The organism is Stieleria neptunia (genome assembly GCF_007754155.1).
Classification (GTDB): Bacteria; Planctomycetota; Planctomycetia; order Pirellulales; family Pirellulaceae; genus Stieleria; species Stieleria neptunia.
In genome coordinates, this window is sequence record NZ_CP037423.1 from 4,549,093 (window position 1) to 4,568,775 (window position 19,683).

Annotated in this window: 16 protein-coding genes; 10 read left to right on the plus strand and 6 right to left on the minus strand. The window is 60.3% G+C overall.

What is annotated here, in order from left to right; genetic code table 11:
* The first annotated feature begins 414 nt into the window (after positions 1 to 414).
* Both Enr13x_RS15785 and Enr13x_RS15790 read left to right on the plus strand, forming a co-directional pair.
* Complete coding sequence (locus tag Enr13x_RS15785; RefSeq protein ID WP_197456055.1) at positions 415 to 1,494, plus strand: Gfo/Idh/MocA family protein; 1,080 nt, start codon at positions 415 to 417, stop codon at positions 1,492 to 1,494.
* A gap of 77 nt (positions 1,495 to 1,571) precedes the next feature.
* Complete coding sequence (locus Enr13x_RS15790) at positions 1,572 to 2,126, plus strand: Uma2 family endonuclease (protein ID WP_145387635.1); 555 nt, start codon at positions 1,572 to 1,574, stop codon at positions 2,124 to 2,126.
* 7 nt (positions 2,127 to 2,133) lie between these two features.
* Here the strand turns inward: Enr13x_RS15790 and Enr13x_RS15795 are convergent, their stop codons facing one another.
* Positions 2,134 to 2,391 carry a putative signal transducing protein gene (locus Enr13x_RS15795; protein ID WP_145387637.1) on the minus strand — a complete coding sequence of 86 codons (258 nt, stop codon included), beginning with the start codon at positions 2,389 to 2,391 and terminating at the stop codon, positions 2,134 to 2,136.
* 156 nt (positions 2,392 to 2,547) lie between these two features.
* Here Enr13x_RS15795 and Enr13x_RS15800 point away from each other — a divergent pair, with 156 nt between their 5' ends.
* Together Enr13x_RS15800 and Enr13x_RS15805 are read left to right on the plus strand one after the other, a co-directional pair.
* Positions 2,548 to 3,963 (plus strand): sulfatase-like hydrolase/transferase, encoded by a 1,416-nt coding sequence (locus Enr13x_RS15800; protein ID WP_197456056.1) that lies wholly within the window; start codon positions 2,548 to 2,550, stop codon positions 3,961 to 3,963.
* Between the two features lie 152 nt (positions 3,964 to 4,115).
* Entirely contained in the window at positions 4,116 to 5,141 is a 1,026-nt protein-coding gene (locus Enr13x_RS15805; protein WP_145387641.1) for a C-terminal binding protein, read from the plus strand.
* A 29-nt stretch (positions 5,142 to 5,170) separates the two neighbouring features.
* On the opposite strand, the gene Enr13x_RS15810 is transcribed toward Enr13x_RS15805, so the two are convergent.
* The gene (locus Enr13x_RS15810) at positions 5,171 to 7,531 is read right to left on the minus strand and encodes an alpha/beta hydrolase family protein (RefSeq protein WP_145387643.1); all 2,361 of its coding nucleotides are present in this window, start codon (positions 7,529 to 7,531) and stop codon (positions 5,171 to 5,173) included.
* A gap of 256 nt (positions 7,532 to 7,787) precedes the next feature.
* Here Enr13x_RS15810 and ppk2 point away from each other — a divergent pair, with 256 nt between their 5' ends.
* Both ppk2 and Enr13x_RS15820 read left to right on the plus strand, forming a co-directional pair.
* Complete coding sequence (ppk2, locus tag Enr13x_RS15815; protein ID WP_145387645.1) at positions 7,788 to 8,648, plus strand: polyphosphate kinase 2; 861 nt, start codon at positions 7,788 to 7,790, stop codon at positions 8,646 to 8,648.
* A 1-nt stretch (position 8,649) separates the two neighbouring features.
* A complete protein-coding gene (locus tag Enr13x_RS15820) occupies positions 8,650 to 9,282 on the plus strand; it encodes an adenylate kinase family protein (protein ID WP_145387647.1) in 633 nt (210 codons plus the stop codon).
* Positions 9,283 to 9,501: 219 nt separating this feature from the next.
* Here Enr13x_RS15820 and Enr13x_RS15825 read toward each other — a convergent pair whose 3' ends face one another.
* On the minus strand, positions 9,502 to 10,752 hold the full coding sequence (locus Enr13x_RS15825; RefSeq protein ID WP_145387649.1) for an outer membrane protein assembly factor BamB family protein: 1,251 nt from the start codon (positions 10,750 to 10,752) through the stop codon (positions 9,502 to 9,504).
* Between the two features lie 187 nt (positions 10,753 to 10,939).
* Here Enr13x_RS15825 and Enr13x_RS15830 point away from each other — a divergent pair, with 187 nt between their 5' ends.
* Positions 10,940 to 11,917: a hypothetical protein gene (locus Enr13x_RS15830; RefSeq protein ID WP_145387651.1), complete on the plus strand. Its 978-nt coding sequence runs from the start codon at positions 10,940 to 10,942 to the stop codon at positions 11,915 to 11,917.
* 235 nt (positions 11,918 to 12,152) lie between these two features.
* Here the strand turns inward: Enr13x_RS15830 and Enr13x_RS15835 are convergent, their stop codons facing one another.
* Together Enr13x_RS15835 and Enr13x_RS15840 are read right to left on the minus strand one after the other, a co-directional pair.
* Positions 12,153 to 12,974, minus strand: a complete 822-nt coding sequence (locus Enr13x_RS15835; protein WP_145387653.1) for a ParA family protein — start codon at positions 12,972 to 12,974, stop codon at positions 12,153 to 12,155.
* Positions 12,975 to 13,066: 92 nt separating this feature from the next.
* Positions 13,067 to 13,408 (minus strand): hypothetical protein, encoded by a 342-nt coding sequence (locus Enr13x_RS15840; RefSeq protein ID WP_231744322.1) that lies wholly within the window; start codon positions 13,406 to 13,408, stop codon positions 13,067 to 13,069.
* 411 nt (positions 13,409 to 13,819) lie between these two features.
* On the opposite strand from Enr13x_RS15840, the gene Enr13x_RS15845 reads away from it, so the two are divergent.
* From Enr13x_RS15845 to Enr13x_RS15855, 3 genes are all read left to right on the plus strand, one after another.
* Complete coding sequence (locus Enr13x_RS15845) at positions 13,820 to 17,902, plus strand: S1 RNA-binding domain-containing protein (RefSeq protein WP_197456057.1); 4,083 nt, start codon at positions 13,820 to 13,822, stop codon at positions 17,900 to 17,902.
* On the plus strand, positions 17,899 to 18,390 hold the full coding sequence (locus tag Enr13x_RS15850) for a hypothetical protein (RefSeq protein ID WP_145387657.1): 492 nt from the start codon (positions 17,899 to 17,901) through the stop codon (positions 18,388 to 18,390). The genes Enr13x_RS15845 and Enr13x_RS15850 overlap by 4 nt, the downstream gene beginning before the upstream one ends.
* Positions 18,391 to 18,451: 61 nt before the next feature.
* Complete coding sequence (locus tag Enr13x_RS15855) at positions 18,452 to 18,820, plus strand: VOC family protein (protein WP_145387659.1); 369 nt, start codon at positions 18,452 to 18,454, stop codon at positions 18,818 to 18,820.
* Between the two features lie 143 nt (positions 18,821 to 18,963).
* Here Enr13x_RS15855 and Enr13x_RS15860 read toward each other — a convergent pair whose 3' ends face one another.
* Positions 18,964 to 19,584, minus strand: a complete 621-nt coding sequence (locus tag Enr13x_RS15860) for an ankyrin repeat domain-containing protein (protein ID WP_145387661.1) — start codon at positions 19,582 to 19,584, stop codon at positions 18,964 to 18,966.
* Positions 19,585 to 19,683 lie beyond the last annotated feature (99 nt).

The window sequence follows — 19,683 nt, forward strand, 5'->3', positions numbered from 1 at the left end:
AACGCGGCTGGATGGTTTGAAAGACGGGCGGTGAGACCGTAGTTTAGCAATGAGCGGCTCCGGTTGCTTCGCTGCCGTCGTTAGCGCGGCGACCGTGGCGAGACGGGGTGCAGAATGATGGAGGCGTCGGATTCTGGCTACGCGATCTGAGCGGTCAGAACATCATTCTGCCCCGTATCATTCTGCCACTCGATTTCTTTTTTCCATTCCGCCAGCTAGAACACTTGCGCAACGAACGCACGTTTGCTGTTGCGTAATGACCACCTTTCGTTTCCGTCCGTCGCGACAAAGCCCGAGCGGGGGCGACGTTTGATCCGTCTCGCGCACAGGCATCGCCTTTGATACACTTGGGTCGATTCAAGATCCCAGAGGGAGTGTCACGAAGCCCCTCCACATCCAAGAGTTCTGCAATTAATGATCAACCCACGTTCACTTTCACGACGTCATTGGCTGGCCGCCTTGCCGGCCGTTGCCACTGCGACCGGGCAATTCTGTCAGGCCGCCGAACAACCTCGCATTCGCGTCGGCCAGATCGGAACCAAACACGCCCACGCCAGCGGCAAGCTGCAAGCGATGTTGAAGTTTCCCGAGACCTTTGAACTCGTCGGAGTCGTGGAGCCCGATGCGGAACGTCGTGCGGCGATGGTTGATCGCGATCCGTATCGGGGTGTCACGTGGTTGACCGAGTCGGAATTGCTTTCGACGCCTGGTCTGCAAGCGGTGGCGGTGGAAACCGACATCCCCAACTTGGTGCCGACGGCGGTGCGTTGTTTGAAGGCCGGCAAACACATTCACTTGGACAAGCCGGCCGGCGAATCGTTGGATGCCTGTCGTGCGATGCACGAGATCGCCACCGAGCGTGAGCTGACCATCCAGATGGGCTACATGCTGCGTTACAACCCCGCGTTTCAGTTCGCCGATCGGATCGTCCGCGCCGGCTGGCTGGGGGAAATCACCGAGATCAGCGGCATGATGGGCAAGTACATGAACGACGGCGGCCGACTGGAACTGGCCAAGATTTCCGGTGGCGGCATGTTCGAGCTGGCCTGCCATTTGATCGATCAAGTCGTCTCGTTGCTCGGGCCGCCGGAGAACGTCACTTCACATCTGCGGCGGACGTTTCCCGAGAAAGATACGTTTGCGGACAACCAGTTGGCGGTGTTTGACTATCCCCAAGCGATCGCGACGATTCGTTGCAACCACATCGATCCGATGGGCGGTGCCCGTCGCCAGTTTTCCGTCACCGGTACCGAAGGCACGTTTGAGATTCGGCCGTTGGAACCGACACCGAAAGGCAGATTGGGGCTGGATCGTCCCCGCGGCGATTTTAGAAAGGGATACCAGGACGTGACGTTCGAAAGTCCATCAGGGCGCTACGATGAGGAGTTTTTGGATCTGGCAAGCGTGATCCGCGGTGAGAAAAAGCTGCGTTGGGACGCCGCGCACGACATCGCCACGCACGAGGCGGTGCTGCGCGCCAGCGGCATGCTTTGACGAGGCAGATGACGGCGGATTATCATGATGGTGTTCCCGTGAGGGACCGTTGCCTCAACTTGTCCGAGTCATTACCAATGAGCACCCGTTTGCATTTAACCGCGGCCGAATTCGATCGCATGGTGACGTGCGGTGCGTTTGACCACCTCAATCGCAAAGTTGAATTGATTCGGGGGGGGCTTCGTGAAATGAATCCAGCCGGTCCGCTACACGACGATTTGATCATGTTTCTCACCGGCTGGTCTGTGCGCTCCACGTCGGCCGACCAGATTTCCGTGACAGCGCAGACGGGATTAGATCTGGCGGAACTCGATAGTCGACCGGAGCCTGACTTGCTTTGGGTCCGCGCGGGACGCTATCAACAAAGGCATCCGTCGGCCGAAGATGTCAAGCTCGCGATTGAAGTTTCGCACAGTAGCTTGAACTACGATCTTCGAGAGAAGGCGGAGTTGTACGCCGAAGCCAGCATCACGGAGTACTGGCTGGTCGACGCCGGCGGTGACTGTGTCCACGTCTTTCGCAGCTCTCAAGGAAAAGCCTACACCGACCACACCGTCGCTCGCCGCGGTGATCGGATTTCTCCGCTGGCGGCACCCGAAGCCGTGCTCGATCTAGACGAATTGTTCGGGTGACGATGCACTAATCGTCGAACACCGGTGGATCCATTTTGATTTCATCGATCACTTGGCGGGCCCGTTCGGCATCCTCTTCGAACGTTTTGATCTTGACCATGCCGGGTGCTTCGGCGCGAAAACCGGACGTAAATCCGCCGGTCGCGACGGCGCGTATCCCGGCGTCCTGAAGCACCGACACGACGATCGAAGCCGACAATTCATCGGTCCGCTCGGCGACCGTCACCAGCTTGGCGGTGTCCAGGTTCTTTTCGTCTTCGAGCATGATCGGGGTTCTCGGAAACAACGGGGCATCTTTGTATCCACTATGATACACCACGGATGGCAAGGCGTCCCCATGGATGTCACGTGCGAATGGTATCCGTGGGTACGCCTTGCCATCCGTGGGCGGAATAACGTGGATGGCTCAGTGCAGAGAATCATGACTGGAATTCGAGCAATTGCTTCAGTGTTCGTCGCGGCCATCGTGATCTTGCCAGGTTACTGGACAGAAAGTGCGATGGCCGCGGATCCGCGGCCGAATTTTCTGGTGATCGTCAGCGATGATCAGCGACCCGATACGATCGCCGCGTTGGGCAACCCGGTGATCGAGACGCCGAATTTGGATCGACTGGTGCGTGATGGAATGACATTCACCCGCGCGACGTGTGCGTTCCCGCTCTGTGTGCCCAGCCGCGCCGAAATCCTGACCGGTGCGAGCGGGTTCCGCAATGGCGTCCCGTATGGCGGTGGTCGATTCAAACCGGGACAGACGTTTTGGGCGGACGCGCTTCGCGGTGCCGGCTACCAGACTTGGTATTCGGGCAAATGGATGAATGACGGTTCGCCGAAGACCCGTGGCTACGATGAAACAAGTGGCTTGTTCAGCAGCGGCGGGGCAGGGGCACTGGGAAAGGAGCCACGATACGGGCGAGAGGGTCGGCTGATCACCGGCTATCGCGGCTGGACCTTCAAGACCGATGACGGCAAGCCGGAACTGCAGAAGGGAATCGGTTTGGTCGGCGAAACAAGTCAACACATTGCCGATGGTGCGATCGCTCTGTTGCAACGTGATTCGGACCGGCCGTTTTTCCTGCACGTCAATTTCACCGCGCCGCATGATCCTCTGATCATCCCGCCGGGGTACGAAGGCAAATACGATCCCGCCGCCGTTCCATTGCCGGACAACTTGCTGCCTGAGCATCCGTTCGACCATGGAAATTTGAAAGGCCGTGACGAACAGCTGTTGCCGTGGCCACGAACCGAGCGTGATGTTCGCCGAGAAATCGCGGCGTATTATGCCGTCATCGACGACATGGATCATCACATCGGACGGATCTTGCAGTCTCTGCGACAGTCGGGCCAATACGACAACACCGTGATCCTGTTCACCAGCGACCACGGCTTGGCCTTGGGCAGTCACGGGTTGATGGGCAAGCAGAACATGTACGAACACACCATCGGAGTTCCGTTCATCATTGCCGGGCCGGGGATTCCAAATGGGCAACGCACCGATGCACAGATTTACTTGCGAGACATGTATCCGACGACGTGTGAGCTGGCCGGCATCCCGATTCCGGCGTCCGTCCAGGCGAAGAGCTTTGCACCGATCCTGCGTGGGACGGCAGACGAAATCCATCCGGCGGTGTTTGGTTATTACCATGATGCTCAACGGATGATTCGCACGAAGCGGTGGAAGCTGATTCGTTATCCGTTGATTGACAAGGTGCAGCTGTTTGATTTGGAAAACGATCCCGACGAGCGAAACGATTTATCGGCGCGCGGCGAGTACGTTTCGATCAGGGAAGAGCTTGTGGGGCAAATGCGCGATTGGTTTGAGAAGCAGGTTGTCAAGTAGTTGCGGTGCGGCGGTGTAGGTCAGGCTGTGCCTGACGGCCCATTGGCATGCACAGCATGCCCTACGCGGCTCAAGCGAAACGGTGCGTTGATTGTTAGCGGCAGGGCGCGAGCCCTCCGGTCTTTCGAAGTGTTTTCAAACTGAAACAATCCATGAAACAACGATTCAAGGTGGTGATCACCGATCTGATGACCGAGCCGCTGGACGCCGAGCGTCGCGTACTGGACGATGTCGCCGAGGTGATCGCGTTGGACGCGAAGAGTGAAACGGACTTGATCGGCAAAATCGAAGACGCCGATGCGGTGATGGTTTATCACTATTTGACGTTTTCCGAATCCAGTATCGATCGGTTGACGCAATGCCGCGCGATCGTGCGGCCGGGTGTCGGCTACGATGCGATTGATTTGGCGGCGGCGCGACGGCGGGGGATTCCGGTTTGCAACGTACCGGACTATGGGACGGAAGAAGTCGCCGATTCGGCAGTGGCGATGGCAATCTCGCTCGCCCGCGGCGCGCATTTTCTCAACAGCCGATTGCGGCGCGGCGTCGGTCAGTGGAATGTCGACCAGGCGACGCCGATCGCTCGGCTGCGCGGTCGGCGATTTGGAATCGTGGGATGCGGACGCATCGGAACGGCGGCGGCGCTGCGTGCCAAAGCATTCGGGCTGGACGTCGCGTTTTACGATCCGTATCGCCCCGATGGCCTGGACAAGGCATTGGGGATTCGACGCATCGAACGGCTCGAGGACCTGTTGGCGTCCTCGCACATCGTCAGTGTGCATTGCCCGCTGACCGAGGAAACGCGGGGAATGATCGCCGGTCCGGAAATCGCTCGGATGCCGCGCGGTTCGTATTTGGTCAACACGGCGCGGGGCGGCATCGTGGACACGCGGGCGGTGGTGGAGGCGCTGGCGAGCGGTCAGCTGGCCGGAGCCGGGATCGATGTGTTGGAACACGAACCGCCGCAGCAAGACAGCCCCGTGTTGGCGGCATGGCGTGATCCGAATCACCCCGCCCACGATCGATTGCTGCTCAATCCCCACACGGCCTATTACTGCGACGAGGGAAGCGACGAGTTCCGCACCAAGGGGGCGCAAGAAGTGTTGCGTGCATTGTTGGGCCAGCCGTTGCGGAATGTGGTGAATGAAGACGTTTTGCCCTCTCCCCGCCCGCGTTGATCCTAGCGGGATGGCATGCACAGCATGCCCTACTTTGATGGATTGGGCCAGTTTAGATGCTTGTGTAGAAAGTCGAATGTGCCTTGGCCGTTGATGGTGTGGGGGCCGTCGAACCATTCGATTTCGGTACGGTCTGGGATCTTGAGGCGGGCGGCGTAGAGATTTCGCACCTTGGCGTATTCATGCGCCACCCACTGGTCGGTGGCGACGCCGTCAAAATGCCCGCGTTCGACCATGAAGGGACGCGGACAAATCAAAGACGCCATTTCCGAATAGTTAAAGGTTTCGCCCAGGTTCCATTCAAAGATCTCGTATTCGCCGGTCCCGACGTAGCTGAACGGGTGCCGCGTCGAAGCGTTCTTGAGCACCCATTCGTTGAAGTCGGCCGAGCAGATCGACAGACAGTAGTCGGTCACGAGGGCGGGAATCCGCATCGCCGATTTTCCGCCGTAGCTGAGACCATAAAATGCGATCCGATCGCCGTCGACTTGGGGCAGCGACTTGAGCCAATTGACGATCTGTTGATGCTGGGGCACGATCACCGAGAACAGCGTCTTGCCCAGCGGATTCGCCTTGCGTTGCAACGTGCGAAAACGATCTTTAAACAGGTAGGGGTTCTGCGGCGCGAAGGTGATGAACCCGCGCCGAGCCAGCTGGGCGGCAAAGTCGTGGTAGGCCCGGTGATCGCCCAGAAACGTATCGGTGGGACGCCCTTCCAAGCCGTGTTGGCAGACGACGACCGGGCGTTTTTCACCCGGCTTCAGATCATCGGGAACGATCAGCACCCCGTAGGCGATCACATCCTCAAAGACGTCCAAGACCACTTCGTAGCCCGTCCATCCCGGTTCCTGCCACGTTTTTCGTACGCGGGCGTTCGGCGGCAGCAACGGATCGTCGAAGTGTCCGATCACTTCGTCGCGGAAAATCTGCCGATAACGCTTTGACGATCGGACATAGTCATCGATTGAACTCGTGTTGAGATCCTTCGTGAAGGTGCGGCGGACGAATGGGGACTCACGCAGCAGCAATTGGTTGTGGCGATCGAGATGTTCCACCAGCCGCGTTTGCATTGCCGACTCGTCGACCTGCCGCACGACATCGACGCCGCGTTGCTGTCGATCCGCACGCGGGCGGTTGATCAAGAGTTCGACGAAACGGTCCGTGGTGGCTTGGTCGCAAGGCGCGTCACGGAACGCCGTTTCGTCGATCTGCCAATGTTCGTGTTCGATCAAGGGGCGGACCAACTGCCGCGCCCGTTCGACTTCTTGTTTTCCTTCGCTGAGGTGAATCGAACGAACCGTGCCAGGGGCGCCGCCACCGCTGCCGTCCAAGGTACGTTGGGGCGTTTGGGCGTGATTGATCAAGGCCTTGCGCGGCGCGACCAGCGTCAGGGTTTCCGCGTTCCCGAATTCATCTAACCAGCCGAAGACATTTCGATCGATCGGCTCGGTCCAGATCGAATCGCTGGCCCCAAAGCTGCCGCCGACGCAGAGTGCGTCGACTCGTTGGTCGAGCGCGGCCGTTGCCAGGGCGATTCGACCGCCTTCGCCGGCGCCGATCACCCCGATCGGACGCGACGAATCAAAGCTGTCGATCGCCGCACGCACCATTTGGACTTCGTAACCGATCGGATGCCGCCCCAACTCGAACGCCGATCGATAGATGTATTCCCGGTTGGTCAGCTTGGCTCGCCCGCGGGGATTGATCTCGCGGCTGATCAGCATCGGAACCAACACGCGACAATCACGCTCGGCCAGCCGTCTGGCGAATTGCAAATCGGGTTCGATGCCTTCGGCTATCCCACTGATTTGCCCGGGCGTTTGGTCGCAATCGGGAATCGCGACGACGTTTGCCGCGACCGCGATCGGTTCGATCGGTTCCAACAACAGGCCTTCAGCGTACACCGAGACGATCGACCGACCGGGGTCGGGGTCTTGCAGAACCGGCCAGCGAACCGAATAGACCCGGTAGCCCGAGAGCGAGTCGTCGACCGAGGAGCCGACGACGAAGTTTCGTTCAATGACCACCGGAGCAACTCGGTCTTCATGGGCGCCGAGCATGCGGGCCAACCGGTCTCGATTGGGCTGGATCGAGCGGACGTAGAATTGCTGGAAAGTGAAATCGCGATTCCAATGTCGCTGGCGGGCGGCGGCGGATTCACTCAGCTTGCCGAGCAAGAACCGATCAATGCCATCGATCATGTCCGAGGCGATGTCGCCTTGGAGTTCAAGCGGCGCTGCGTCGGGGAACAGGGATGATGGAGGGGGGACCGCAGCATCTTGCGCACCGCAGATTCGCGAACTGATGAGCGTCAAACAACCAGCTGCGACGACCGATCTCAGCAGCCACTGCCGCAAGCGGACCGTTTCGGTGGAGTGGAAAGGAAACATGATGGAGACCCAGGGAGGGAAGAATCGCAGGATAACGGAAGGAAACAGCCGGTGAGGAACGCCAAAAGAATTGGCACATCTGCCAAATGATCGGGCACTCGAGGGCTCGTTCCGGCCCCTTCGCGAGCAGTGGACAGGTAAGTGGCTGCCGTTCGTACAACGTTTTATACAGCGTTCTCGGCAACGGCACTGTAATTGCTGTGATAATCGCTCGCCCCACGCTATCTCGATGAACGAACTGTTTCCGAGCCCATTGATGACGCAAAAGCAAAAAAACAACAAAGTCCGTGAACTGCCCGACCCGTTATTGCGCACGACGGGTGATGTGAAGGTCAAGAAGCACAAAATCGATCAAGCCGTCTACGAAAAAGAACTGGCTCGACTGCAAGTCGAACTTGTCAAGCTACAGGAATGGGTCAAGCACGAACGATTGCGGGTCGTCGTCATTTTCGAGGGCCGCGATGCGGCAGGCAAGGGAGGCGTGATCAAACGAATCACGGAGAGTCTGAATCCGCGGATTTGTCGTGTCGTTGCATTGGGCACACCCACCGAACGTGAAAAATCGTCTTGGTATTTCCAGCGTTACGTCGCCCATCTTCCCGCCGCCGGCGAAATCGTGTTGATGGATCGAAGTTGGTACAACCGAGCGGGGGTCGAACACGTGATGGGGTTCTGCACTCAAACCCAGTACCATGAATTCTTAAGATCTTGTCCCGAATTTGAAAGGCTGCTGGTTCGGTCCGGCATCCAACTGATCAAGTATTGGTTCTCCGTCAGTGACGACGAACAGGAAAAGCGATTTCAAAAGCGGATGAAGGATCCGACACGAAGTTGGAAATTGAGCCCGATGGATGTCGAGTCGCGATCACGGTGGATCGAGTACTCCAAGGCGAAGGATACGATGTTTGCCCACACGGATATCAAGCAGGCACCGTGGTACGTTGTCAAAGCCGACGTCAAAAAGTGTGCACGGCTCAATTGCATTTCCCACTTCCTGAGCATGATCCCTTATAAAGACCTGACGCCAACGCCAGAAGCTTTGCCACCTCGCCCCGCCGCAGGTGCCTACATTCGTCCGCCGTTGGAAGATCAGACGTTTATTCCAGAGCTTTGGTGAAATGCACAAGTACGTGATCATGGGTGTTCAGGGTTGTGGCAAGGGAACGCAGGCGGCCAAGTTGGTCAACGCGTTCGACTTGGTACACATCAGTGTCGGCGACATCTTTCGCTGGCACATCAAGAATCACACCAAGCTGGGGGCGCAGGTCAAACGCATCGTCTCAGCGGGAAACTTGGTGGGCGACGATGTGGTGGAGACCATCGTTCACCGGCGGTTGGACGAACACGACTGGAACTACGGTTTCATCCTCGACGGATTTCCCCGCAGCGAGTCGCAGGCGTTGTTCTTTTTGGAGACGTACGACATCGACGCGGTGATTCATATCGAAGTCCCCGATGACGTGGTCCGTCAACGTGTCTTGTCGCGTCGATTGTGCAGCGGTTGCGGGCTCGATTACAACCTGATCTCACACCGGCCGGAGGTCGAAGATATTTGCGACGTGTGCGGCAGCCCGTTGCGGGCGCGTCCCGATGACACCGAAGAGGCGCTGGCGGGGCGGTTGAAGGATTACCACACGAAAACCAAACCGGTGTTGAGTCTGTTTGAGCGGAAAGAGTTGGTGCTGGACATCGACGGGACGGCCGCACCCGATGCGATCCATCAAGAGATTCGGACGAAGTTGGGTTGCTGAGGGTGAGTGCCGCTCGCAAGACCGGACGGCTTGCGGGCTGTCGTTTTATTCGGGATCTGCTGAGTCAATGGTGAGCCGCTGGCCGTAAGGCCTCGGGCGGGCGCCGGAATGCCCGGCCGCTTACGCGGCGCGCGCGGCTCACAAAATCGACAGGCAACTTGCGCCCTGTCGCGAAAATCTCGCCAAGCGAAAGGGGATCGAAGCTCTGCAGCGTCGACGTTACGGGGTGCCGATGCAAACGAGATGCTCACGGGTGCGAACATATAGCTTGCCGTCGGAAATCGCCGGGGAGGCGAACACCATTTCGCCCAGGGAGTTTTCGGCGACAATCTGTGGCTCCCGAGCGGCCTTCATCACGATCGTTTCGCCGTCGTCGGTGGTGAAGTAAACCAATCCGTTTGCCGTCACCAACGAAGCGCTGAAGTGTCGGCCCAAGCGTTCTCGCCAAACACGTTCTCCGGTTTGGCTGTCAAAGCAGTGGGCGATGCCGCGGTCGTCGGCGATGAACAGCAAATCGTTGGTGACGACCGGCGAGGGCACGTAGCTTTGCGCTTCGTTGACGTGCCAGTTGACGTGGGACTCGGTGACGTCGCCGCTGCCGTCGGGGCGAATCGACATCACGTGGTAGGTCGGAAAACCGGCGGTCAAATACAAGTTCTTGTTGTCATAGACCATCGAGGCGACAAACTGTTCGGTCGGGCCTTCGATCCACCAGAGTCGTTTTCCGGTGCGGGGATCGAAGCCTGCGACACGTTTGCTACCCGTCATGACGGCTTGCACCGTGCCGTCGATTTCGCACAGCAGCGGAGTGACGTAGCTGCGGGTTTGGTGCACCCGCGGGGTTTTCCAGACCAGGTCGCCGGTCGTTTTGTCGAGTGCCGCCAGGTACGATTCGCCGTCGTGGTCGCCGTTGACGAGCACGAGGTTTTCAAACAACACCGGACTGGTGCAGTAGCCGTGAACGCTGGAGAACGAGCCGACGGTGACCAACCATTTCTGATTGCCCCGATGGTCGTAACTGGCAACGACCATCTCGCCGGGCCGGCCGCGTTCTCCGCTGGTGTCCTCGGTTTGAAAGAATGTGACATAAACGTGTTGATCGTCGGCCGCGGGGGTGCCCGAGGCGTGACTGTTCAGCTTGTGCATTCCCTCCAGCGGGGCTGCGATCACCTCGCGGGTCCATTTGATTTGACCACCGGAGCGATCGAGACAATGCAACAGTCGGGCGCGGGTGGTTTCGTCGCACGAGGTCAAGAAAATGGAATCTCCGATCAGGATGGGGGAAGAATAGCCCGATCCGGTGATCGGAGTTTTCCAAACAATGTTTTTGCCTGTGGCGGCATCCCACTCGGTCGGAACGCTCGTTTCCTGGCTGGTTCCATCGCCACGCGGGCCACGCCACTGCGGCCAATCTTCGGCATGGCCAAGGCAGCCAGCGACCATCATCACAAGCAATAATCCGACTCTCATTTTCAATCCTGTCACAAGTTGGCGGGGTTTTTGCGGGGGGGCAGTTGGAGGGCAAAGTGTATTCTGGAGGGCAAAGTATATTCGAATCGGCGCACGTCCCGCAGCCGAGACGATTCGCGTAGGATGTTGGCTGATCGATGCACTCCGATCGCTCTTTCCTTGTCTTCACTTCATTTTTCGAATCAACATGCGATTTCTTCTTGTCAGTGTGCTGCTGAGTTTGCTCGCCGTCGTGTCCCCTCGGCATTGTCACGGTGCGGATCCGTCGCCGGACGGGGCGGCCAAAACGTTGAAGGTGCTGTTCATCGGGAACAGTTACACCGCCCGACACCATCTGGCCGACGTCGTCAAAGCGATGATCCAGGAGGGCCGGCCGGGGCTGCAGGTGGACGCCAAGTCCGTCATCTATGGCGGCCGTCGGCTGGCCGACCACTGGCGTTTGGGCAGCCAGAATTTCATCCCTTTCGGGGACAACCGGGACGACATCAAGGCGACGATCAAAGCCTTGGAGGTTCAACGGAAGAAGGATCCGGGTGACAAGTACGCCAAGTACGCGGTCGAACGTCAGCGAAAACTGTTGGCCGAATACGACTCTACGCGAACGCGTTGGGACGTGGTGGTGCTGCAATCGTATCGCGACGATTTGGAGGGCGACGAGTCGTTGTATGCCCGCTACGCGCCGAAGTTTGCGGAGTTGGCGCATGCCGATGGCGCCAAGGTGGTGTTGTACGAAACCACACCGACCACGCAAAACGACAAACCGTTGACGGAACAGCCCGATGCGAAATCGGTCTTGGAAAAGGCCCAGGCGATCGCCGCGCTGGCGGACAAGATTGATGCCGAGGTGGCACCGATGTCACTGGTGGCGCTGAAGTGTCAGAGCCAACGTCCTGATCTGACCCTGCGTTTTGTCAACGACGCCCACCTGAACCAATCGATGGCGTACCTGACTGCGTGCACGTTGTACGCGGGGATCCTTGACGCCGATCCACGCGGGCTGAAAGTCGACTCGATCACCGACATCCGCTATTGGCAGAACAAAGATCGCACCAAGGACCGCGACAATCTGCCGATCACGAAAGTCTTTTCCGATCAGGATCGGGCTGATCTGCAGCGGATCGCTTGGGAGGGATACCAGGCAATGAAACAGATGCGGGGGCAGTAAGCCGCGGGCGGTCTGTCGATATAGTCGGGAACTGCTGAGTCAATGGTGAGCCGCTGGCCGTAAGGCCTCGGGCGGCCGCCGGAATGCCCGGCCGCGTACGCGGCGCGCGGCTCACAAAATCGACAGCCCGCGAGCCGTGCGGTTGCACCGTGAAAGACCGGAGGGCTCGCGCCCTGCCGCTAAAAAAATACCCCGCTCGGCAACCGTCACACTTCATTCAAATCTGGCCAAAGCGCTAGGCAGCCATGCGTTCGGGCATCACTGCGTTTTGTTCTTGCGCGATGACTTCTTCGGCCAGGGCTTGGTAGTCGATCGAGCCGTTGGATTGGGGTGCGTACTGGAAGATCGACTGTCCGAAGCTGGGGGCTTCGGCCAACCGCACGTTGCGGCGGATGCGTGTGTCGAAGAACCGGGCGCCGCGGAAGAATTCGCGACCGCCTTTGGTGGCTTGGAAGAACTCGTCGATGTCCGTGCTGACTTCGGCCGCCAATCGGGTGTTGGAATCGTACATGCAGAGCATGACGCCGGAGAGGCGAAGTTGGTCGTTGAGACGGCGGGAGACGACTTCGATCGTGCGCAGCAGTTTGCTGAGGCCGTGCAGGGCGAGAAAGTGGGGTTGCAGCGGTAGGAAGACTTCGTTGACCGCGACCAGGGCGTTGACCGTCAGCACACCCAGGCTGGGCGGGCAGTCCAGGATCAGGTAGTCGTATTCGTCGGGATCGTCATCGAGTCGGTCGCGGAGGATCATTTCTCGACCGACTTCGCCGGCCAATTCCAGTTCCGCGGCTGCCAGATCCAGATTCGAGGGGACGACGCACAAGTTGTCGTTGACGCGACGTTTGGCTTCCGCGATGGACGCGTTCCCGCAGAGGATTTCATACATGCTGGGTTGGTCGTCGACCGCGGTGATGCCGAGGTGCAGCGACGCGTGGGCCTGGGGGTCCAGATCCATCACGCAGACCCGGCGACCGGATTGGGCCAGGGCCGCCGAAAGGTTCACCGAACTGGTGGTTTTTCCAACCCCGCCTTTCTGGTTGATCACAGCGATGGAACGCATGGTTTCATTTCCTTGGAAAAAAATCACGTCGATTCGAGCGACGTTTTGGGGGAGGTGTTAACGCCAGGGCCGGGCAGGCTGACCGCGATCGATCAGGCCGCGACTCGGCGGTTCAGGTTCTGTTCGGCTTGGCCCTTGGGTTCCTGTTGAAGCTTCTCAAAGGCCAGCAGAACTTCGTGCAAATCGGCATCGATCACGGCCACGTCGTCCGCAAAATCGTCCAGCCAGGCGCTGTTGCAGCGTTGGGCGCTGAGCAGCAGCCGGGCGAGCAATTTGATCGGGACGGAGCTGGTTTTTTGGGGGCCGGTGCCCGCAATTTGATCCAGTTCACGTAGCCATCGGGGATCCGATCGGGGTGGTCGGTCGTACTCGGATGGTTCGTCTTCGGACCAGACTCTCCATCCCGCCTGCAATCGCTGATCAAAGTTGCTCATCAATTTCTATGGTCGATCGAAATCCAAAGGTTAGTGGCGTCGGCAAACCGACGGGTATGCGTAACCGGTATCGACTTTGACGGCTGGGAAAGTAAAGGCGAATTGAATGATTTTGCCGGTTATCCCAGTTTCACGGTCGGGGGAGGCGTGTCCGATTCGTCGGCCCCTCAGTTGACAGGTCGGGCGTGTGGCGCTATTCTCGCGCGGCGAACACTGGGGGGGAACTCGTTGTGATTTGAGATTTCACCCGGCTCGCCCCACGTGGGGATTTTTCCGCTGCGGATGTCAAATGCCGATTTCGGCGTCCGGCAACGCGGCACACCAACGATTCCTGGATCGCCGCCCGTGTTGGTGCTTTGTTGGCACCGTCGTCGTGCGTGGCGTCCGGACCAACACCGAGACCGACTGATCATGGCTGTCGATCTAGAAGCAATCGCCCGACGCGGGCGATGCGACGCATCGAGTCTGAAACTTGCCTTGCCGCTGATTGAGCAGGGTTACGAAGCACCTTTCTTGGCACGTTACCGTCGCGACGAACTCGGCGGGCTGGACGAGGGGACGCTTTGGAATCTGAAAGCGGCCGTCGACGCGGAGAAGTCGCTCACCGATTATCGCGACGAGCTGCACGAACTCTGGCAGTCCACCCCGCTGGCCGATCCGGCGATCGGTGACGCGATTCGAAAAAGCGGCTCCAATCGAACGCTGCAACGTCTCGGGAAACGGCTACGCCAAGAAACCGCCGCCGGCATCGACAGCGATTCCAATCGCTTGGCCGTGCGGATGCTCAATCCCCAGAAAGGCGATCCGTCCGATCCTGCCGCGGTCGCCGAAACACTGGAATCGATCTCCGATGCCGCCGCGGCCGTCGAGGGGCTGGCCAAAGCCATCCCCGGCCGACTGGCCGGGGACCCACGCGTGATCAGCGCCGCGGTGCGCTGGCTGAGCCGGAACGCCAAATTGCATATCTCCGATGTGCACGATCCCCACATCGCGGCGGCGGAAAAGGAGCAAGCCAAAGCGTCCAAGTCGGACGCCAAAGCCAAGGCCGATGCCAAAACCGTGAAAGCGTCTGAGGCTGCGCCCGAGGCTGCGGCGCCCGCAACCGAGGCTGCCGCCGCAGAGGCGAAGCCCGCCGAGCCAGCCGGTTCCGAGCCAGCGGCAGCGGAGGCCAAGACCGCGGAGATGCCTGCCGCCGACGCGACGGCTCCGCAACCCGGAGCGGCCAGTCCCGCCGAAGCTGCCGCGGCCGCCGATACCGCCGGGGACGCTGATACCGCCGGGGACGCTGATACCGCCGGGGACGCTGATACCGCCGGGGACGCTGACACCGCCGGGGACTCCGGTTCGACCGCACCCTCGGCCGATGCGGAAACGCCGTCGGCTGAGTCGGCGCCGGCCGCCGAGCCCGATGCGACACCGGTTGCTGCGACACCGGCTGCAGAATCGGTGACCGAAACGACCCCGCCGCCCGCAACGACCGACGGCGATGCACCAGCCAGCGGCGAAGCACCAGCCAGCGGCGAAGCACCAGCCGACGGCGAAACGCAGGCCGATGGCACCGAAGCACCAACCAGCCAGGGCGAACCGGTCCAAGCCGAAGGCGAACCGTCGGCGCCTGCCGAGAGCAGTACGCCTGCGGAATCGGATCTGCCGGGGTTCAAGCCGGACCCGGAAGAGAAGCCGGCCGGCAAGAAGTCGAAGGCGAAGGCTTCGACGCCGAAAAAACAGAAAAAAATCTCGCCCCGCCAACGTCGCCGACGATGGTTGGTCAGTGTCCTGAAACCCTTGGAAGGGAAACGGATGCCGGCGACCAAGTTGAGCGCGTTTCAAGTCGTCATGCTCGGCCGGGCGCTGCGGAGCCAAGTCGCGGTGTGTGCGTTTGAGTACGACGCGGCGAAGTTGGTCGGTGAAATCAAACGCGCGGTGATCTCCCTGAACCCGGGGCTCGAATCGGTCTTGGGCGACGTGGTGATGCAACACGAAGCGGACATCCGCGAGGCCGCCGAGGCGGCTTGGTGGGATGAGCTTCATGAGCGGGCGTCGGCACGGTTGGTCAGCGTCGTGGCGGACCATTTGCGACGTCAGGTCAACCGCGGTCCCGTCGAAGCTCAGGTCGTGATGTCGATCGATGCCGTCGGGCCGAAGACCGCCGCAACGGCCATCGTCTCGTCCGACGGACGCGTGCTGCACGGCGAAGATCTGCCCTGTCAGTTGTCCGGCAGTGTGCGTGGACAAACCGTCGCCAAAATGGGCGAACTGATCCATCACTACAACGTCGATCTGGTCGTCGTCAGCAATGGGCCGGCCCGCCGCGCGTGCTTGATCGCCCTCGGTGATTTGATCGCGCAAAGCCCGGATCATTCGGTTCGCTGGACGGTCGCCGATCGCTCCGGTGCGGACACCTATGCCAGCAGCGACGTGGCCAATTCCGAGATGCGGTCGACGCCGCGGCGGTTCCGCGCCGCAGCCTGGATCGCATTTTCCGTGTTGCATCCGCCCCAGGCGTACGCAAAAGTTGATCCCTTGCGGCTGCGACTGGCGTCGTTCCAAAGTGAATTGTCCGAAGACGCGTTGTCGATTTCGTTGGGACATATCATGTCCAGCGGAGCGTCACGCGGCGGTGTCGATAGCAACGCCGCTCCGTTGGGTTGGTTGCAGCAACTGCCCGGCATGAACCCCGACGTGGCACGCTCGTTGATCACACGACGCGAACAAGCCCTGCTGCGTTCGCGCCAGGAACTGCTGGAACTGGAAGGATGGGAATCGGTCGTCCAGACCCGTCAGGCGATTCCCTTCCTGCGGGTGTTTGAAAGCGACGAGGTGCTCGACGGGACGCTGATCCATCCGGACGACTACGGGCTGGCCAAAAAATTGGCGACGGCGCTCGAGATCGAATTGCCTCCGTCGGCTCCCCCGGGATACGAAGCCCCCAGCTACGAAAAACTGGCCGAACCCAAATTGGTCGATGCGACCGAGCCCAAGCAACCGGCGCCGGTCGAAGATTTTGATCACGCCGGCGAAAAGGCTGGCGAATTCAAGATCGGTGATGAGACCGACACGGCCGATTCATCCGATCCCGCGGTCGCCGCGGAGTCGGCCGAGTCCTCCGCCGCGGAAACGCCCGCGGAGAATGTCAGCGAAATCGCGCCCGCGGAACCGGCCGCCGATGCCGAGCCGAGCGCCGAGCCCAGCGCCGATGCCGCCGCGGCCTCCGATTCGCCGTCAGCGGAGGCTGGCGAGTCCCCCGAGAGTCAGGCCGCTGAGTCCGAGACACCCGGCAGCGAGGGCGCGGGCACGACCGAGTCGGCCAGTCCCAGCCCTGAGCCGATCAAGCATCCCCTCCCCGAGCGTGCCAAGGTCGACAAGTGCATCAAGGAATGGCAGGTCGGTCGCCATCGTGTGAATCAATTGGTCGGATGGTTGTGTGATCCGTTCGGCGAGACCGCGGTCAGCAACGACCCGCCCGGCGTGCTCGACACGATGCCCACGCTGAAGACGCTCACTCCCGGAGACCAGGTCGTCGGCGTCGTCGTCGGGGTGATGAGTTTTGGCGTGTTTGTCGAATTGGCTCCCGATTGCAGCGGACTGATTCACGTCAGTCGCTTGAGCGACGGATACGTAGAAGATCTCAACGAGGCGATTCAGGTCGGCGATGTGGTCACCGCGTGGGTCACCGGCATCGACGAAAAACGACGCCGCGTCGGTTTGAGTGCACTTTCGCCCCAGCAGGAAGAGCGGCTGGAGAAGGAGCGGCACAATCGCGAGGCGAGCGGAGGTCGTGGCGGTTACCGACGTGATTCCCGATCGGGCGGCGGTCAGGGACGGCAAGGTGCCGGGCGCTCCGGCGGCGGTCAAGGTCAACGCAGCGGCCAACCCCAACCGGCCGGTCAGGGTGCCGGCGCGGCACGCGGCGATCAAGCCGCAGGCGGACGCGGCGGACAAGCTCGTGGCGGAGGTCAGGGACGTGGCGGCCAGGGTCGCGGCGGACAGGGTCGCGGCGGACAGGGCCGTGGAGGCCAAGGACGCGGCGGACAGGGACGCGGAGGACGTGGCGGTCAAGGTGGCCGCGGTGGTCGTGATTCGCGAAAACCTCGCCAGCCCGAATCCTATCGTGTGGTCGCCAAGCCCGAAGAAAAACCGCTCACCGATGCCATGCAAAAGGGAGACGAACCGCTGCGTTCGTTCGGTGATCTGTTGCAGTTTTATTCCAAACAGGAAGACGCGCCCGCGGCAAAGGAGTCCAAGCCCAAGCCCAAGTCCGACAGCAGCAAATCAGACAGCACGAAAACTGGGGCTGCCCAGGCGGAACCGGCCGCAACAGAACCCGCCAAACCCGCCGAGCCGGTGGCGGCGGCCGAGCCGGCTGCGGCGCCAGCTCAAGCGGCGCCAGTTCAAGCGGCCGTCGGCGGTGAAGCCGCCCAGGGCGACTCCGCGGGCCAAAGTGCCGGCCCCAGCGATGCGGGGTCCGACAAGCCAACGGAGGCGTCGGAATGAAGGATGATTTTCAATCCCGTCTGGAATCGGCGATTCAGCGGGGCCAGCGGCGACGCGATCATTCGGTCAGCGAAGCGAAACGCAAGGAGTTGTCCGAGGAGGAGCTGAAGCGGCTGCACACCTCCTATCGGCTCTCGCTGTCCGAGCGAATCGAAGCCAAGGTGCGGAGCATCATCGACGCCTTTCCGGGGTTTCGCCAGGAAGCGCTGTTCGGCGAAGTCGGTTGGGGAACGGCTTGTTATCGCGATGACTTGCGAATCAAGAGTGGACGTCGATCCAACGCCTACAGTCGATTCGAAATGGTCATCCGCCCCTACAGCGATCTCCGGGTGTTGGATCTGAAGGGCAAGGCGACCGCTGAAAACCGTGAGATCTTCAATCGGTCCCTGTTCCGCAACATTGAGGAAGTCGATGTGGAGGAGTTCGAGGACGTGATCGATGCGTGGACGATCGAATATGCCGAGCAATACGCGGCCAGGTCGGCGTAGGGCGAAATGAAGTTCCAAGTTCCAAGTTCCAAGTTCCAGGATCCAGATTCCAAGTATCAAGTTGAACGTTCATCAACTCAATCACGTGGCACTGCATGTCGCCGATGTCCCGGTCAGCGTGGCGTTTTATCGCGATGTGTTGTGTTTGCCGGCGATGGAACGCCCGGCGTTCGATTTTCCCGGTGCCTGGTTTCGCTTGGGTGTCGATCAAGAACTGCATTTGATCGGCGACCGCGATCAGCCGGTGCATTCTAGCCATCGGGGCACACACTTGGCGCTCATCGTCGATGATCTGGATGAATGGGAAAAACACCTCGATGCCCATCAGGCGACCCGGCTTCCCCGCCGCATCCGCCCCGATGGTGCCCAGCAGACCTTTGTCCAAGACCCCGACGGACACTGGATCGAACTCTGTGTCCCGGAGAAATAGTTCCAGGTGTGTCGGCGGTTGACAGAAAAATGGCGGGCAGAAAAAGGGACGGTGGAAAACGAGAAGCAGAAAGAAAATGGGTGACAAGAAAGTAGGGGGCGCCCATTCTAAAAACTGCCAACTGCCAACTGCCAACTTCTTACCTAAAACGCTTCCAACCGTTCGGCCAGTTTGGTGTGTCCGTGTTGTCTGGCGAAGTAGGCGGCGGATTCACCGTCGATGTCGACCATCTCTTTCTTCGCGCCTCGCTTGAGCAACACCTCCACGACTTCGGCTTGTCCTTCGGCGGCGGCCATCATTAGCGCGGTCCAGTGTTCGCCGTTGTCGACGGCGTTGATGTCCGCGCCGGCGTCCAGCAGGATTTCGACGGTGGTCGGTGCGGGGCCGCTGGCGGCGTGAATCAGCGGGGTCATTCCGTTGCGATCGCGTGAGTCGACCGTCGCGTTGTGCTTGAGCAGCAATTTGACGACGGCGTCGTGTCCGTTGTAAGCGGCCATGGAGAGTGGCGTCTGCCCGTTGGAATCCGCTTCGTTGACATCCATGCCGCTTTCCAGGCACAGTTCGACGACGCGAAGTTTGCCGTCGTGGGCGGCCAACCGGAACGCTTCGGGGCTGTACAGCGCATCCGTTGCGGTCTCCGATTCGGGGGCAGCGTCGGTGCCGGAATCCGACGTTTCAGCGGTGCAGCCGACCGTCAACAGCAGGGCGACGAGCCAGAGTGTGGTGGCCAGGACGTGGGGACAAGAGGTCAATCGGGTGGGCATGATGAGCTGTCGAAAACGGGCGTTGGGGTGATGTGACCGGTTGTGTCAACGGAGTCGCGATCCTGTTGGTGGTCACGGAGGCGAACACGGCTCCGCGGT

Coding starts and splice junctions, on each gene's coding strand:
- Enr13x_RS15785 (WP_197456055.1), top strand. CDS start 415: ATGATCAACCCACGTTCACTTTCACGACGTCATTGGCTGGCCGCCTTG.
- Enr13x_RS15790 (WP_145387635.1), top strand. CDS start 1,572: ATGAGCACCCGTTTGCATTTAACCGCGGCCGAATTCGATCGCATGGTG.
- Enr13x_RS15795 (WP_145387637.1), bottom strand. CDS start 2,391: ATGCTCGAAGACGAAAAGAACCTGGACACCGCCAAGCTGGTGACGGTC.
- Enr13x_RS15800 (WP_197456056.1), top strand. CDS start 2,548: ATGACTGGAATTCGAGCAATTGCTTCAGTGTTCGTCGCGGCCATCGTG.
- Enr13x_RS15805 (WP_145387641.1), top strand. CDS start 4,116: ATGAAACAACGATTCAAGGTGGTGATCACCGATCTGATGACCGAGCCG.
- Enr13x_RS15810 (WP_145387643.1), bottom strand. CDS start 7,531: ATGTTTCCTTTCCACTCCACCGAAACGGTCCGCTTGCGGCAGTGGCTG.
- ppk2 (WP_145387645.1), top strand. CDS start 7,788: ATGACGCAAAAGCAAAAAAACAACAAAGTCCGTGAACTGCCCGACCCG.
- Enr13x_RS15820 (WP_145387647.1), top strand. CDS start 8,650: ATGCACAAGTACGTGATCATGGGTGTTCAGGGTTGTGGCAAGGGAACG.
- Enr13x_RS15825 (WP_145387649.1), bottom strand. CDS start 10,752: ATGAGAGTCGGATTATTGCTTGTGATGATGGTCGCTGGCTGCCTTGGC.
- Enr13x_RS15830 (WP_145387651.1), top strand. CDS start 10,940: ATGCGATTTCTTCTTGTCAGTGTGCTGCTGAGTTTGCTCGCCGTCGTG.
- Enr13x_RS15835 (WP_145387653.1), bottom strand. CDS start 12,974: ATGCGTTCCATCGCTGTGATCAACCAGAAAGGCGGGGTTGGAAAAACC.
- Enr13x_RS15840 (WP_231744322.1), bottom strand. CDS start 13,408: ATGAGCAACTTTGATCAGCGATTGCAGGCGGGATGGAGAGTCTGGTCC.
- Enr13x_RS15845 (WP_197456057.1), top strand. CDS start 13,820: ATGGCTGTCGATCTAGAAGCAATCGCCCGACGCGGGCGATGCGACGCA.
- Enr13x_RS15850 (WP_145387657.1), top strand. CDS start 17,899: ATGAAGGATGATTTTCAATCCCGTCTGGAATCGGCGATTCAGCGGGGC.
- Enr13x_RS15860 (WP_145387661.1), bottom strand. CDS start 19,584: ATGCCCACCCGATTGACCTCTTGTCCCCACGTCCTGGCCACCACACTC.